This window comes from Streptomyces sp. NPDC101181 (assembly GCF_044767975.1).
Taxonomy (GTDB): Bacteria; Actinomycetota; Actinomycetes; order Streptomycetales; family Streptomycetaceae; genus Streptomyces.
Genome location: NZ_JBIWOX010000001.1, coordinates 101,954 through 116,476, shown reverse-complemented (window position 1 = coordinate 116,476; position 14,523 = coordinate 101,954). Strand labels below are relative to the sequence as shown.

Below are 14,523 nucleotides of genomic sequence, written 5' to 3'. Positions count from 1 at the left end.
CTGGGATGAGCGGTACGAAGCGGAAGAACGACGGCCACGGCCGGACCGGCGCCATGGTGTCGGGCCTGGCCGTGGCCGTCGGCTGCGTGCTCTTCCTCGGCGGGTTCGTCTGGGCGGCGCTGGTCTACCAGCCCTACACCGTCCCGACCGCCTCCATGTCCCCCACGGTGAACCCCGGCGACCGGGTGCTCGCCGAGCGGATAGAGGGCTCCGAGGTCCGGCGCGGTGACGTCGTGGTCTTCACCGACGAGGTCTGGGGGGCCGCCCCGATGGTGAAACGCGTGGTCGGCGTCGGCGGCGACCAGGTGGTCTGCTGCGACGAACGGGGACGGCTCACGGTCAACGACACCCCCGTCGACGAGCCCTACCTCCACCGCGGCCCCGCCGCCCGGGGCGAGCGGGCGCCCGCCTCGCCGCAGGACTTCACCGCCGAGGTGCCCCGCGGCCAGATCTTCCTGCTCGGCGACGAACGCGCCACCTCGCTCGACTCCCGCGTCCATCTCGACGACCCCGGCCAGGGCTCCGTCCCGCTGAGCGCCGTGCAGGCCCGGGTGGACGCCGTCGCCTGGCCCCTGGACGGCATGATCGGCCGCCCGGCGTCCTTCGCCGCGCTGCCCGGCGGAGTCTCCGCCGAGGGCCCCCTGCCGCTCCAGCTGGGCGCGATCGTGATCGGTGCCGCGCTCATCCTGGGCGGGGCTGCGTACGGGCCGGTGGCCGCCCGCCTCGGCCGCCGCAGGCCCGCCGCCGGAGCGGCCCGGTGACCTCCGGAATCCGCCGGGTCGCCCGGGTGGTCCTGCTGGACCCCGACGACCGCGTGCTGCTGCTCCACGGCCACGAGCCGGACGACCCGGCCGACACCTGGTGGTTCACCCCGGGCGGCGGCCTGGAGGGCGACGAGAGCCGCGAGCAGGCGGCGCGCCGTGAGCTGGCCGAGGAGACCGGCATCACGGACATCGAGCTGGGCCCGCTGCTGTGGACCCGGACCTGCTCCTTCCCGTTCGCCGGACGCCGCTGGGACCAGGACGAGTGGTACTACCTCGCCCGTACGGCCCAGACCGCCACCGCCCCGCAGGGCCTCACCGACCTGGAGCTGCGCAGCGTCTCCGGTCTGAGGTGGTGGACCTCCGCCGAACTGTCCGCGACGCGTGAGACGGTGTACCCGACCAGACTCGCCGAGCTGCTGCGCACGCTCCTCGACGAGGGCCCTCCGCGTGATCCGTTGGCTCTGACCCCCGAAATCGTCTCATCGTCCAGGGGCGTCCGAGACTGACGCACAATGGGGGAACGCACGGCTGAAGGGGAAACATGCCATGAGCGCCGAGGACCTCGAAAAGTACGAGACCGAGATGGAGCTGAAGCTCTACCGGGAGTACCGCGATGTCGTCGGTCTGTTCAAATATGTGATCGAGACCGAACGGCGCTTCTACCTCACCAACGACTACGAGATGCAGGTGCACTCCGTCCAGGGCGAGGTTTTCTTCGAGGTGTCCATGGCGGACGCCTGGGTCTGGGACATGTACCGGCCCGCGAGATTCGTCAAGCAGGTCCGCGTGCTGACCTTCAAGGACGTCAACATCGAAGAGCTCAACAAGAGCGATCTGGAACTTCCGGGAGGCTGACCCCGCGCGGCCCGCGGCGCAGGGGCCGCCGGTACGCGCGCGACGTGGGACGAAGACCCGGTCACCCGTGTGGGTGACCGGGTTTTCCCCATCCACGGAGTTGTCCACCAAGATCCACATCTTTCGGCGGCCCGGTTCAGAGTCGGTGCCGGAGGTGATGCCGGATGAACGCACGAGGGGCACTCGGGCGGTACGGCGAGGATCTGGCGGCACGGCTGCTGACCGGAGCCGGAATGACCATCGTGCGGCGCAACTGGCGCTGCCGGGCCGGAGAGATCGACATCGTGGCCAGGGACGGCCAGGCCCTGGTCCTCTGCGAAGTGAAAACCCGCAGATCAGGAACGTACGAACACCCCATGGCCGCGGTCGGCCCGGCCAAGGCCGACCGGCTGCGCCGACTCGCCGAGATCTGGCTCGACCGGCACGGCGGACCACCCCCCGGCGGAGTACGCATCGACCTGGTCGGAGTGATCGTGCCCCGGCGCGGCGCCCCGGTCACCGAGCACGCACGAGGGGTGGCCTGATGGGCTTCGCACGAGCGTGTTCCGTGGCACTGGTCGGCGTCGAGGGCGTGGTCGTAGAGGTCCAGGCCGACCTGGAACCAGGCGTCGCCGCGTTCACCCTGGTCGGCCTGCCGGACAAGAGCCTGATCGAGAGCCGGGACCGGGTGCGCGCCGCCGTCGTCAATTCCGGCGCCGAGTGGCCGCAGAAGAAGCTCACGGTCGGGCTCTCCCCGGCCTCGGTCCCCAAGAGCGGCTCGGGCTTCGACCTCGCCGTCGCGGCAGCCGTACTCGGCGCGGCCGAACGCATCGACCCCGCCGCCATCGCCGACATCGTCATGATCGGCGAACTGGGCCTGGACGGCCGGGTACGCCCCGTACGCGGCGTGCTCCCCGCCGTCCTGGCGGCGGCCGAGGCCGGATACGAACAGGTCGTGGTCCCCGAGCAGACCGCCGGGGAGGCCGCGCTGGTGCCGGGAATCTCCGTCCTCGGCGTCCGCAGCCTGCGCCAGCTCATCGCCGTCCTCTGCGACGAACCCGTGCCCGAGGAGCCCGCCGACGGCCAGGGCCGCCCCGACGCCATACTGGCCGGTCTCCTGATCCCCGGCAGCGGCCTCGGCACGGGACTCGCCCCGGCCGCCGCCCGGGGCGAGGGCCACCGGCCCGACCTGGCCGATGTCGCGGGCCAGCGGCGCCCCCGCCAGGCCCTGGAGGTGGCGGCCGCCGGAGGACACCACCTGCTGCTGTCGGGCCCTCCCGGCGCGGGCAAGACCATGCTCGCGGAACGGCTGCCCGCCATCCTGCCGCCGCTGACCCGCAAGGAATCCCTCGAAGTGACGGCGGTCCACTCCGTGGCCGGCATCCTCCCCCCGGGTGAACCCCTGGTCGCCCGCGCGCCTTACTGCGCCCCGCACCACTCGGCGACCATGCAGTCCCTGGTCGGCGGCGGCAACGGAATCCCGAGACCGGGAGCGGTCTCACTGGCCCACCGCGGAGTCCTCTTCCTCGACGAAGCACCCGAATTCTCCGGCAAGGCACTGGACGCGCTGCGCCAGCCCCTGGAGTCGGGACACGTGGTCGTCGCACGGGCGGCCGGAGTGGTGCGGCTGCCCGCCCGGTTCCTGATGGCCCTGGCCGCCAACCCCTGCCCCTGCGGACGGCACACCCTCACCGGCGCGGGCTGCGAATGCCCGCCCTCGGTGGTCCGCCGCTACCAGGCACGCCTCTCCGGCCCCCTGCTGGACCGGGTCGACCTCCGCGTCGAGGTGGAGCCCGTGGACCGCGCCGACCTCCTGGGGCAGGGCGGCCGGGGCGAACCGACGGCCGAGGTCGCCGCCCGGGTCCGGGCTGCCCGCACCCGGGCGGCAGAGCGCCTGACCGGCACCCCGTGGACCACGAACAGCGAGGTGCCCGGCCATGAGCTGAGGACCCGGCTGCTCGCGGCCCCGGGGGCCCTGGCCGAGGCCGAGCGGGACCTGGAACGAGGACTCCTCACGGCCCGGGGCCTGGACCGGGTGCTGCGGGTCGCCTGGACGGTGGCCGACCTGCGGGGCGCGGAGCGTCCGGACGCCTCCGACGTGGCCGTGGCCCTGGAGCTGCGGACGGGCATCCAGCGCGGAGCACCGATGGGGGCGAGCCGACGATGACGGAACTGCGGGGAGCCGGCCGGACCCACCCGAGCGAGGAGGGCCCTAACCGGGAGCGGAGGCAGGGCGACGGGGACGGCCGCACCGAGGGCGCCGGACAGCCCCACCAGTCCGGGGGAGACCAGTCCCGGGGCGGCCAAGAAGAGGAGCGGACGGCGAGGGCCGCGCTGACGCGGGTGCTGGAGCCGGGCGACGAGCGGGCCGGGCGCTGGCTCCGGCAGGTAGGGCCCGTGGAACTGCTGCGGCGCCTCACCGTAGAGGACGGCTCCGCCCAGCGGCTGCCCGGGATGACCGCCGCCCGGCTCGGGGGCTACCGGCTCCGGGCAGCCGACGCCGAGCCGGAGCGGGACCTGGCCGCGGTCGCCGCGGTGGGCGGACGCTTCGTCTGCCCCGGTGACCGGGAGTGGCCGAGCCAGCTCGACGACCTGGGCGACGGGCGGCCCGTCGGACTCTGGGTACGCGGACGGCCTGACCTGCGCCTGTGGTCCCTGCGGTCGGTCGCGGTCGTCGGCGCGCGGGCCTGCACCCCGTACGGAGCCCACATGGCGGCCGCCCTCGGCTCCGGGCTCGCCGAGCGGGGCTGGGTCGTGGTGTCGGGCGCGGCGTTCGGCGTGGACGGAGCAGCGCACCGCGGGGCACTGGCCGCGGCCGGGGCGACGACGGCGGTGCTGGCCTGCGGAGTCGACGTGCCCTACCCGCGCGGACACACCGAGCTGCTGGAAAGACTGGCCCAACAAGGTCTCGTCGTCGCCGAGTTGCCCCCCTCCTCGCACCCCACCCGCAGCAGGTGTGTTAACTGCACTAATGCCTCTGTTAGACCTACACCGCGAGCTGATCGAAGGCCGGGCCGACGTGCCCCGCATCGGCTCAGTGATCGAGCTGGACACCATCCCCTGGTACGCCGTCGTCGGCCCTGACGAGACCGTCGTCGCCCCCGTCGTTCCGTACCTCCGCGGCCTGATCCTGGACGACAACCGTCCGCCGACTGCGAAGAGCTACGCCTACGACCTTCTCCGCTGGCACCGGCTGCTGTGGTTCCTGGACGTTTCGTGGGACCGGGCGACCGAGGCGGACGCCTCCGCGCTGGTCGGATGGCTCCGCACCGCCCCGAACCCGCAGCGCCGCCGGAGCAACCCGGACGCGCCGCGGCCAGGGTCAGTCAACCCGCGAACGGGCAAGCCCTACCTCCGGACGGGTTACGCGCCCTCGACGATCAACCACTGCCTGACCGTGGTCAGCAGCTTCTACGCCTACCACCGGCACTACAACCGCGGTCCTCTGGTCAACCCGGTGCCCGAATCGCTGGCCATGCGCCGGGCCCTGGCCCACCGGGCTCCGGACGGCGAGGTTCAGCCGCTTCGCCGGGCACGGCTCCGCCAGAAGGTCCGCAGGTCCGATCCGCGCTCGATTCCGGACGCGATGTGGGACGAGTTCTTCGCCGGCCTGACCTGCGACCGGGACCGGGCGGCCGTCCTGCTTTACGTCTCCAGCGGCTCGCGGGCCAGCGAGCTCCTCGGGGTCACGCCCGGAGACATCGATTGGCCCAAGCAGCTGTTCTGGGTGGTCACCAAGGGCACGGACGACCGCGAGGCCGTCCCGGCCAGTCCGCAGGCTTTGACGGTCCTGGCGGCCTACCTCGACCACATCGGGCTGCCGCCGGCCGACCAGCCGGTCCTTCGCACCCGACGGGGCCCGGACCGGCCGCTGACCTACTGGGCGATGCGGCGGGTGATCCAGAGGGTGAACGACAAGCTCGGCACGAACTGGACGCTGCATGACCTGCGGCACACCGCCGCGACCCGGATGGCGAACGACCCGAACCTCACGCTCGCCCAGGTCCGCGCGATCCTGCGGCACACCGATCTGGCGACCACGGGCCGCTACCTGAACGCGCGGATCGAGGACCTCTTCGATGCCTTGCAGGCCCACTACAACAGGCCGCGGGTCCAGAGGTCCTTCGCACCCGGCTACGACCCCGAGGACGTCAAGGCGGTGTTCGGTGCCTAGCCGCACGACAGTGGAGACCTACACGGTCCGAAACCGGCGCCAGAACTACGAGGAGATGCCCCGGGCCAAGGAACCATCGCGGTTCACCAGGGCGGCGACGAAAGCGGCCCCGGCACCCCGGCCCGAAAAGCCGCCAGCGCCGTTCGGGGACCTGTCGCGGGCGGGCATCGTCGAACTGTGTGAGCTTGCCCGGCATGTCTGGCCCGGCCAGACCCGGTCCGGGGCGGAGAAGCGCCGGGCCGGGGTCCGGATGCTGTTCGGGCACCTGGCCACGCTGCCGGGGGAAACCTGGCAGGAGCGATGGGAGGCCAGCGGGTTCGACGATGAGGACGCCCAGCCGGTCGGGATCCTGGGCCGCCCGGAGGTCCGCTACGACCGGAGCAACCTGACGTCCGCGCTTCGGATGGCGTTCGCCGCAAGGATCATCCAGCCCTCTCTCGCGGGGTTCCGGGCGAACAAGTTCATCGACTACGCCGACCCGTTCCGGCAGGTCCAGAAGGACCCGGGGCTGGACGAGTTCTTCAGGGTGGTCGACTCCGAGCACAAGCTCACGGCGGTGCACCGGCACCGGGCGAAGTTCGACGTGACCTGCGCGTTGACCACGCAGGGCATCGCCCTTGAGGACCTGACGCAGTCGGCCCTGTTGCACTACTCGCTGGAGAACAAGCGCCTGGGCGTCACCCACGGCGCGAACAAGGACACCACCCGTTTCGCGGCCTTGGGCGCCTGGGAGATCCTTCACAAGATGGGGCACTTCCCGCCGGGCTCGCCGCCGACCTTGCGGACGTTCATCTACGACGGCCAGCGGACGATCGAGGAGCTCGTCGACCGCTACGCGATCAAGAACCAGGACGTCCGGCAGCTGCTGATCGACTACCTGACCCGGCGGAAGTCGGACACCGACTACATCACCGTCGAAGGACTCGCCCGCCAGCTGGCGAGCCTGTTCTGGTCGGTGATCGAGGAGCTCAACCCCGGCCAGAAGGACTTGAACCTCAGCCCAGAGCTCTACGACCAGTGGCGGGCGGAGATCCAGTTCTGGCGCAAGGACGGCAAGGCCGACCGCAGCCGGCTCCGCAAGGACACCGCATCCGTTCTGTTGGCCGTCCGCGGCCTCTATGTCGACCTGCACAGCTGGGCCGTCGCCGAGCCCGAGCGGTGGGCCCACTGGGTGGCTCCCTGCCCGGTCCTGCCGCGGGACCTGAAGGGATTCGGCAAGCGCCGGCGGGAGATCAACCGGCGGATGGCCGACCGCACCCGGGTCCGGCAGCCCCTGCTGCCCGTCCTGGTCCGGCACGTCGAGGAGCGTCACGAGCGGCTGGCCGCCCTGCTGGCGGCCGCCGAGCCGGTCCCGCTGGGCGGCGCGTTCGAGCACGATGGCCGCCGCTACCGGCGGACCGACTCACGCGAGGACCGCCGACGAGCGAAGATCCTGGCCGAGCCGACCGTCCGGGTGATCGACGAGGCGACGGGCGAGCTGACGCACGTGTCGATGGCGGAGGCGGCGGCGTTCTGGGAGTGGACGGCGGTCGAGGTCCTGCGGCACAGCGGGATTCGGGTCGAGGAACTGGTGGAGCTGAGCCACCTCAGCATCCGGCAATACGAGCGGCCGAACGGCGAGGTTATCGCCCTGCTGGTCGTCGCTCCGTCGAAGAGCGAGCGTGAGCGTGTCATCCCGATGTCCGCCGAGTTGTTCCACGCGGTCGCCCAGATCATCCGGCGCCAGACCCGCGCCGGGCAGGCGATCCCGTTGCTGACCCGCTATGACCCGCACGAAAAGACCTGGTCAGAGCCCATGCCGTTCCTCTTCCAGCGACAGCTCGGCACCGTCCGCGGCGTCATCGCCCCCGGCACGGTCCTCCACATGATCGGCCGGAGCTGCGAGGAGATCGCGGCGACCAACCCGGCGTTCGCCGGCACCAAGTTCACCCCGCACGACTTCCGGCGGCTGTTCGCCACCGAGATCGTCAACGGCGGACTGCCGATTCACATCGGCGCGGCCCTGCTCGGACACCTGAATCTCCAGACCACTCAGGGCTACGTCGCAGTCTTCGCCGAGGACATCGTCCAGCACTACCAGAAGTTCCTGAACCACCGCCGGTCCCTGCGGCCCGAGGGCGAGTACGTCGACGTCACGGCCGAGGAGTGGGACGAGTTCGAGGAGCACTTCGACAAGCGCAAGGTCGAGCTCGGGAACTGTGCTCGACCTTACGGGTCACCCTGCCAGCATGAGCACGCCTGCATCCGATGCCCGATGCTGCAGGTCAACCCGAAGATGCTGCCGCGGCTGGCCGAGATCGAGAAGGACCTGGTCCTCCGCCGCAAGCGGGCCGAGGAGGAACAGTGGCTCGGCGAGATCGAGGGCATCGACATGACCTTGACCTTCGTCCGAACCAAGCAGGCCGACGCCGCCAGGCTCGCCCAGCGGTCACCCGTCGCCCTCGGCATCCCGACCGCTCGCCGGCCCGAATGAGATCCTGAGGATCGGAGATCCGGACGAATCGTGGATGGACAACTGGTGCCTTCGTGCCATGGCACGAAGGCACCGCCACCAGCGAGGTTGCCCGCCATGACCAGCGAGCAGAACCTCACCGAACTCCGCCCGACGCATTGGCTACCTCGTCCCCGCAAGCAGGAGAAGCCATGACCACACCCATGACTGCCCTGGAGATTGAGCGGCTAGCGTTCGTTCGATTCCTCTTTGATCAGGGCATCGCCCAGGCGCGTCAGCCCGAGCCGCTGTCTGCGACCGCGGTGCTGTCTTTCCATGACGCGGTCGAACAGTTCCTCCGGCTCGCCGCCGACCACCTCGGGGTCTCGCTATCGAGGAATGTGACGTTCACCGGCTACTGGAGTGAGATCGAGCCCCACACCCCCGGCCAGGCTCCATTGCCCAGCAAGGCCGCGATGAACCGGATGAACAACCTTCGTGTCGCGTTCAAGCACCATGGGACCTTCCCCTCGAAGACCGCCATCGAGCAGTCAAGGTCGGACACAGTGACCTTCTTCACCGACGCTGTCCCGCTCGTGTTCGGCATCGACTTCGAGAGTGTCGACATGCTTAATCTTGTTGCGCATCCTCAGGTCGCGACGACTTTGCGCGCGGCTCAAGGGCACGCGGACAAGGGCAACCTGCCCATGGCGATGGCCGGTCTCATGATCGCTTTCATTGAGCTGCTTGATCACTATGGTGAGCGGGGCACCTACGACAACAAGCAGCCGTTCCGGTTCGGACCCAGCATCACTCCAACTGAACCGCTCCTGGCTGACCCTGTGACGACGGCGCTGTCGAAGGTGCTGTCTCCGATGTCCCAGGCCCTCGGCGCCATGCAGACAGCAATGCGCATCATCGCGCTCGGTATCGACTACAGCCGGTATGCGCAGTTTGATGTCTTGTGTCCGAAAGTTAGTCGGCATTACTCGGGACCGCAGTGTCAGTACCACTTCCATGCAACTGAGGCCCAAAACCGGACCTTGACCCGGGCCCACTTTGAGTTTGGTCGACACTTTGTCATCGAAGCAGCCCTCCAAGCCGCTCGGGCGGAGGCAGCCCTTCAGATCCGCGACGAGCACCGGGCCATCAACAGTCCGGAGCCGGGGACGTGGCACTCCGGGACGCATCATGTCTGGAAGGTGCCGGAGAACGAGTAGAGACGGTGCCCAGGGCTCAGCTCACCCGGGCAAACTCGTCTGCAGCCGCGACGCGAAGCCGGAACCGAGTTACGGCTCGGCGACGTCGACGGAATCAGCACGGCCCTGGCAGCAGGCAGACGCCACCAGAACGGGCTGGCGACCAGTGATCTAGGACTTCCTGAGCCCGCACCCCCGTGATCCACTGGCATTGGACCCCGATCAACAGGAGAACGCATGCCTGGAGCCGACTGGACCCTGGAAGCCGATGAGATCGTTGCCCTACCAGTCGACGATCTCGCTCTGCGGGTACTCAAGGACGCTCGGGACAACAACGAGTGAAACTGGCATAACTGGCTCAAGCGTGCTCGCGTCGCCTACCAGCAGATCCCCCAGGCAGTGCTCGCACTGACAGAGGCGTGGACGTGGTTGCTCAACCGAGGACTGGTTGTCTGGAACGTCCAGCAGGATTCGGCAGGGTCGTTCCTCGTCAGCCGACAAGGGCACGACGCACTCGACCGAGGGCTGCGCTGGATCAGGGCCGTTCAACGACTCGACATCGAACTCGTCCCCGTGCTCGAAGCCAAGGCCCGGCCACAGTTCCTGCGAGGAGACTTCGAGGCCGCAGCACTGCTGGCGATGAAGGAGGTCGAACTCCGCGTTCGAACGATGGCCGATCTCCCCGACTCCCTCACGGGCACAGCCCTCATGCAGCAGGCGTTCCGGCCGGGGAAGGGGGACCAGGCAGCCGGCCCGCTGTCCGACACCACAGTTGACGGTGGTGAGGCGGTCGGCATGATGGAGCTGTTCAAGGGGGCCATCGGACTCTTCAAGAACCCGCCCAGTCACCGTCGAGTCGACTACACCGATCCGACCGAGGCTGCCGAGGTCCTCCTCCTGGCCGACCTGCTCATGCGCCTGCTCAACAAGATCGAGAAGTCTTAAGGCTTCATTTGACTTGGTGCAGAGAAGGCCCACAGCTTGGTGGCTGACCGGCTGGGCACGTTCATCCGTACCTCGTTGAGTACTTCGACGAGTACGCCGACAGACAGAGCCGAGTGCTGCCTGTCCCGGCCGGCAGCCAGCGTTGCCAGGAAGCTACTCACAAGCCTGCTGAACTGAGCGGGCCTCTGGGGTGGCGGAGGCCGGAGTAACTGCAGTTCAGAGGCTTGGAGGGGTGCGTTACCGGATGCAGAACGGCAGCGAACAAGCCGTTCGCTCTGGCACGCTAAGAAAGTTGGGCCGGGGACCTCGCCGGAGAGGCATCGTCGCTGGTCAGGCGGCTATGAGTTGCCGCGGAAGGGTCCCACGCAGCCGCCTCTCCAAGAAACCTTGGAGAGGCATCAAGAAAACAGGCCTTGAGATTCGTATAGAGGGTGGACGCGCCTTCCCAGAGGTGTGTTGAACAGAACGCGTCGTGCTGGTCCGACTGTTGGCTCCGGGCAAAGAGTTACCAACAGTCGGCCAGTCGGCCAGCCCATACTGGACGATGACGCCTCGTCGCAAGTAGACGCAGGCGTATTTTTGCTACCCACATCACAGAGGGTGGTCGGGCGTCTCCTTTGCGTATTGCCCTTAATGGGCTTTCCGGAGACTCTGGTCGGTGATCTCGAAGAGGCCCGCCCGGACCTCGAAGGGGTCACCCTGTCACTTCACACCTCTGGGAAGATCATGAGCTCGGAAAGCAACACTCCCGCCGCTGCGGTGGGGCTCGCCAGCCGCTTCAAGCGGTGGGGCCTCGCCACGGTCGTCGTGACGACCGAGGCGGTCCAGCACTTCGTCGAGCCCGGCACCGGCTGGGGAACCGACGCGGAACGTGTCCAGACGTGGGCCATCTGGGCCCTCGGGATCCAGCTCGTCGTGACGGGCTTCATCGCCGTGAAGCAGAAGCTCGAGACCGTCGAAGGCTTCGAGTTCCGCCTGGTGCGGAAGTCGCAGCGCGATGAGTACACGCGTGGGGAGGCCCGGCAGCGGCACTCCGGCGGCCAGGACCGACAGCCGCCCGTCCGTGACAACCGGCCCCCTACCCGCAGCCTGGGTCAGGGCCGCCCGGCGGCCGGACCTCAGGCCGAGCGCGGCACGCGCCGGAACCAGCGCGACCGCGGCCAGAGCGGACAGCGTCGGCGTGACGATGGGCAGCGGGGCGCGCGCCAGCCCGAGCGGGAAACCCATGAGGGTGCCTGACCAGCCAGATGCCCGCGAGCCCCGCGACCGTCACCGGTCGTGGGGCCACGGCTTCGAGGAGTTCTACGCTGACCGCTTCGAGGACGTGGTCATTTACCTCGTGAGGCTGGGAACCCCGGAAAGCGACGCACGCGACATCGCCCAGGACCTCTTCATCTCGTTCGCTCACAAGTGGGATGACGTGAGGGCGCGCGCACAGAACCGTTCCTACGTATTTGCGTCCGCGCGTAACCGCCGGATCGACTACTACCGCAAGGCGCGGAACGCCCGCGAGGTTTCGGTCGACCACGACGTGCTGGAGCAAGTCAGTCCCCCGGCGAGAGTGATGGGCGCTGACGACTTCTACAACGGCCTGCAGGAGGTCCTTCAGGAGCATCTTTCCGATCAGCAGTGTCGTGCTGTCCTTCTTATGGCCTGGGGCATGACGCACTCAGAGATCGCCACGGTGATGGGGCTCTCCATGGGCACGGTCGCCACCCACATTGCTGCCGCGCGGAAGAAACTCGATCGTGTTGGGGCAGCCGCACTGTTCGCCGGCCGTTAGGCGTGACCGGAGGCGAGACGCGGGGCAAGCACCCGCGCCGCCTCCCTCGCCTGGTCGGTCCTCCTTGACTTGGTGCAGAGAAGGTTCGTCCTGCGCAACCGCGTCATCGCCGCACTGACCAGAGGAACGGTCGTGGTCGAGGCGCAGTACCGCAGCGGCTCGCTGGTCACCGCCCGCCAGGCGCAGCGCCTCGGCCGGGTCTCGATGGGTGTTCCCGGCCCGGCGACCAGCGGACTGTCCGCCGGCGTCCACGAGTTGCTGCGCGGGGAGGGCGTGCTCGTCACCGACGCCGCCGAAGTCGTCGAGATGGTGGGGGACATCGGTGACCTCGCACCGGTCAGACACGGGCCCGTCCTGCCCCGGGACCGGCTGGACCCGTCCGCCGCACGCGTCCTGGACGCCCTTCCCTACCACGGCGCCGTCCACCCCCGTGACCTCGCGCGCAGCGCCGGATCCTCCACGGACGAAACCCTCGGGCGGCTGTACGAACTGCGCTCACTGGGGTTCGTCGAACGCGAAGGCGACAGCTGGCGATTGACGAACCCGTCGGCACGCAACGACGACGCGCGGCGAGGCGGTACTTGACCTGGAGCATTCGGGTGAAAAGGTAAGCGCGACGACCTCGCACGACCGATCGGTGACCTGCTCGGGGCCGGTGCCCGCGGCGAGCGCCCCGGGCACCGGCAGGCACGAACAGCGTGAACGGCAGAACGCCATCACATGGCATCGGTCCACCGTCCTGCGCGGACTGCGACGCTCCAGTCACGCTACGCTCACAAGGATTCCGCCCCAGACAAAAGTCCCCCAGCACTTCACAGCAGAACGGCTCAAGGCACCACATGCCCCAGCACACCTCCGGGTCTGACCGCGCGGCAGTACCACCGGTCGCGCGTGGCACCGTGCGCCCTTCCGCCCCCTCCTCGCTCGACGAACTGTGGCGTTCCTACAAGACCTCGGGCGACGAGCGGCTGCGGGAGCAGCTGATCCTGCACTACTCCCCGCTCGTCAAATACGTCGCGGGCCGGGTGAGCGTGGGGCTGCCGTCCAACGTCGAGCAGGCGGACTTCGTCTCCTCCGGGGTCTTCGGACTGATCGACGCCATCGAGAAGTTCGACATCGAGCGGGCCATCAAGTTCGAGACGTACGCGATCACCAGGATCCGCGGAGCGATGATCGACGAACTGCGGGCCCTGGACTGGATCCCCCGCTCCGTCCGGCAGAAGGCGCGGAACGTGGAGCGCGCCTACGCCACGCTGGAGGCCCAGCTGAGGCGTACGCCCTCGGAGGCCGAGGTCGCGGCGGAGATGGGCATCGCCCTGGAGGATCTGCACGCCGTCTTCAGCCAGTTGTCCCTGGCCAACGTGGTCGCCCTGGAGGAGCTGCTGCACGTCGGCGGAGAGGGCGGCGACCGGCTGAGCCTGATGGACACCCTGGAGGACACCGCCGCCGACAACCCGGTCGAGGTGGCCGAGGACCGAGAGCTGAGACGGCTGCTCGCCCGCGCGATCAACACCCTCCCCGACCGGGAGAAGACCGTGGTGACCCTCTACTACTACGAGGGCCTGACGCTCGCCGAGATCGGCAACGTTCTCGGGGTGACGGAGAGCCGCGTCAGCCAGATCCACACCAAGTCCGTTCTCCAGCTCCGGGCCAAGCTGGCCGACGCGGGCCGCTGACCACCTCTGCCCGCTGACCACCTCTGACCGGCTCTGCCCCGAATTCTCCGGCCACACGATCAGAGACCGCGCCCCTCTGCCGGACCCCCCTCGCCGTAGAGTGGACACGTGCCCAGGATTCGAGCGGCCTCCGTGGCCGAGCACCGGACCATGCAGCGCGGCGCCCTCCTGGACGCCGCGCGCTCCCTGCTGTCCGAGGGTGGTACGGAGGCGCTGACCTTCCCCGCACTCGCCGAGCGCACGGGCCTCGCCCGGTCCTCCGTCTACGAGTACTTCCGCTCCCGCGCCGCGGTCGTCGAAGAGCTGTGCGCCGTCGACTTCCCCGTCTGGGCGGCCGAGGTGGAGAACGCCATGGAGCGCGCCGATACGCCCGAGGCGAAGATCGAGGCCTACGTACGCCGCCAGCTGGACCTCGTCGGCGACCGCCGCCACCGCGCCGTCGTCGCGATCTCCGCGAGCGAACTGGACGCCGGGGCCCGGGAGAAGATCCGGGCCGCGCACGGCGGGCTGATCGCCATGATCGTCGAAGCCCTGGGCGACCTCGGCCACCAGCAGCCCCGCTTGGCCGCCATGCTCCTCCAGGGCTCGGTGGACGCCGCCGTACGCCGCATCGAACTCGGAGTCGCGGAAGAGCCCGGAGTCATCGCGGACACCGCCGTCGCGATGGTGCTGCGCGGCGTGGCCGGCTGACCCGGGCGGAGCTACCGGGGGAGTGCG

13 protein-coding genes and 2 pseudogenes are annotated in these 14,523 nt (G+C 69.4%); all 15 read left to right on the top strand.

Translation table 11 applies throughout. The annotated features are described in order from the left end of the window. The first annotated feature begins 5 nt into the window (after positions 1-5). The 15 genes and pseudogenes from lepB to ACIRRU_RS00405 all read left to right on the top strand — a co-directional run bounded on the left by lepB (position 6) and on the right by ACIRRU_RS00405 (position 14,496). Entirely contained in the window at positions 6-761 is a 756-nt protein-coding gene (lepB, locus tag ACIRRU_RS00475) for a signal peptidase I (RefSeq protein ID WP_403674378.1), read from the top strand. After that, the gene (locus ACIRRU_RS00470) at positions 758-1,270 is read left to right on the top strand and encodes an NUDIX hydrolase (RefSeq protein WP_363204373.1); all 513 of its coding nucleotides are present in this window, start codon (positions 758-760) and stop codon (positions 1,268-1,270) included. The genes lepB and ACIRRU_RS00470 overlap by 4 nt, the downstream gene beginning before the upstream one ends. A 40-nt stretch (positions 1,271-1,310) precedes the next feature. Then, entirely contained in the window at positions 1,311-1,619 is a 309-nt protein-coding gene (locus tag ACIRRU_RS00465) for a DUF2469 domain-containing protein (protein WP_003965949.1), read from the top strand. 164 nt (positions 1,620-1,783) lie between these two features. Next, the gene (locus tag ACIRRU_RS00460; protein ID WP_363204372.1) at positions 1,784-2,143 is read left to right on the top strand and encodes a YraN family protein; all 360 of its coding nucleotides are present in this window, start codon (positions 1,784-1,786) and stop codon (positions 2,141-2,143) included. After that, on the top strand, positions 2,143-3,765 hold the full coding sequence (locus tag ACIRRU_RS00455; RefSeq protein ID WP_403674376.1) for a YifB family Mg chelatase-like AAA ATPase: 1,623 nt from the start codon (positions 2,143-2,145) through the stop codon (positions 3,763-3,765). The genes ACIRRU_RS00460 and ACIRRU_RS00455 overlap by 1 nt, the downstream gene beginning before the upstream one ends. Further along, positions 3,762-4,559 (top strand): annotated as a pseudogene (locus tag ACIRRU_RS00450) (DNA-processing protein DprA); the annotation flags it as partial. The gene ACIRRU_RS00455 and the pseudogene ACIRRU_RS00450, both read left to right, overlap by 4 nt. Positions 4,560-4,617: 58 nt before the next feature. Further along, a complete protein-coding gene (locus ACIRRU_RS00445) occupies positions 4,618-5,772 on the top strand; it encodes a tyrosine-type recombinase/integrase (protein ID WP_403674375.1) in 1,155 nt (384 codons plus the stop codon). Next, positions 5,765-8,245: a tyrosine-type recombinase/integrase gene (locus tag ACIRRU_RS00440; RefSeq protein WP_403674373.1), complete on the top strand. Its 2,481-nt coding sequence runs from the start codon at positions 5,765-5,767 to the stop codon at positions 8,243-8,245. The genes ACIRRU_RS00445 and ACIRRU_RS00440 overlap by 8 nt, the downstream gene beginning before the upstream one ends. 170 nt (positions 8,246-8,415) lie before the next feature. Beyond that, on the top strand, positions 8,416-9,423 hold the full coding sequence (locus tag ACIRRU_RS00435; protein ID WP_403674370.1) for a hypothetical protein: 1,008 nt from the start codon (positions 8,416-8,418) through the stop codon (positions 9,421-9,423). A 378-nt stretch (positions 9,424-9,801) separates the two neighbouring features. Next, entirely contained in the window at positions 9,802-10,347 is a 546-nt protein-coding gene (locus tag ACIRRU_RS00430; protein ID WP_403674367.1) for a TIGR02391 family protein, read from the top strand. A 633-nt stretch (positions 10,348-10,980) separates the two neighbouring features. Further along, the gene (locus tag ACIRRU_RS00425; protein WP_403674366.1) at positions 10,981-11,586 is read left to right on the top strand and encodes a hypothetical protein; all 606 of its coding nucleotides are present in this window, start codon (positions 10,981-10,983) and stop codon (positions 11,584-11,586) included. Continuing rightward, positions 11,573-12,130 (top strand): RNA polymerase sigma factor, encoded by a 558-nt coding sequence (locus tag ACIRRU_RS00420; protein WP_403674363.1) that lies wholly within the window; start codon positions 11,573-11,575, stop codon positions 12,128-12,130. The genes ACIRRU_RS00425 and ACIRRU_RS00420 overlap by 14 nt, the downstream gene beginning before the upstream one ends. Before the next feature lie 81 nt (positions 12,131-12,211). Further along, a pseudogene (locus tag ACIRRU_RS00415) lies at positions 12,212-12,715 on the top strand (DNA-processing protein DprA); the annotation flags it as partial. Between the two features lie 254 nt (positions 12,716-12,969). Then, positions 12,970-13,806: an RNA polymerase sigma factor WhiG gene (gene whiG, locus ACIRRU_RS00410; protein ID WP_363204369.1), complete on the top strand. Its 837-nt coding sequence runs from the start codon at positions 12,970-12,972 to the stop codon at positions 13,804-13,806. A 132-nt stretch (positions 13,807-13,938) separates the two neighbouring features. Beyond that, on the top strand, positions 13,939-14,496 hold the full coding sequence (locus tag ACIRRU_RS00405) for a TetR/AcrR family transcriptional regulator (RefSeq protein WP_403675570.1): 558 nt from the start codon (positions 13,939-13,941) through the stop codon (positions 14,494-14,496). The last annotated feature ends 27 nt before the right edge of the window (positions 14,497-14,523 follow it).

Bases quoted from the DNA above. Each gene is read 5' to 3' on its own strand.
- ACIRRU_RS00465 (WP_003965949.1), top strand. From the start codon at position 1,311: ATGAGCGCCGAGGACCTCGAAAAGTACGAGACCGAGATGGAGCTGAAG.
- ACIRRU_RS00460 (WP_363204372.1), top strand. From the start codon at position 1,784: ATGAACGCACGAGGGGCACTCGGGCGGTACGGCGAGGATCTGGCGGCA.
- ACIRRU_RS00425 (WP_403674366.1), top strand. From the start codon at position 10,981: ATGGGCTTTCCGGAGACTCTGGTCGGTGATCTCGAAGAGGCCCGCCCG.
- ACIRRU_RS00435 (WP_403674370.1), top strand. From the start codon at position 8,416: ATGACCACACCCATGACTGCCCTGGAGATTGAGCGGCTAGCGTTCGTT.
- ACIRRU_RS00420 (WP_403674363.1), top strand. From the start codon at position 11,573: ATGAGGGTGCCTGACCAGCCAGATGCCCGCGAGCCCCGCGACCGTCAC.
- lepB (WP_403674378.1), top strand. From the start codon at position 6: ATGAGCGGTACGAAGCGGAAGAACGACGGCCACGGCCGGACCGGCGCC.
- whiG (WP_363204369.1), top strand. From the start codon at position 12,970: ATGCCCCAGCACACCTCCGGGTCTGACCGCGCGGCAGTACCACCGGTC.
- ACIRRU_RS00455 (WP_403674376.1), top strand. From the start codon at position 2,143: ATGGGCTTCGCACGAGCGTGTTCCGTGGCACTGGTCGGCGTCGAGGGC.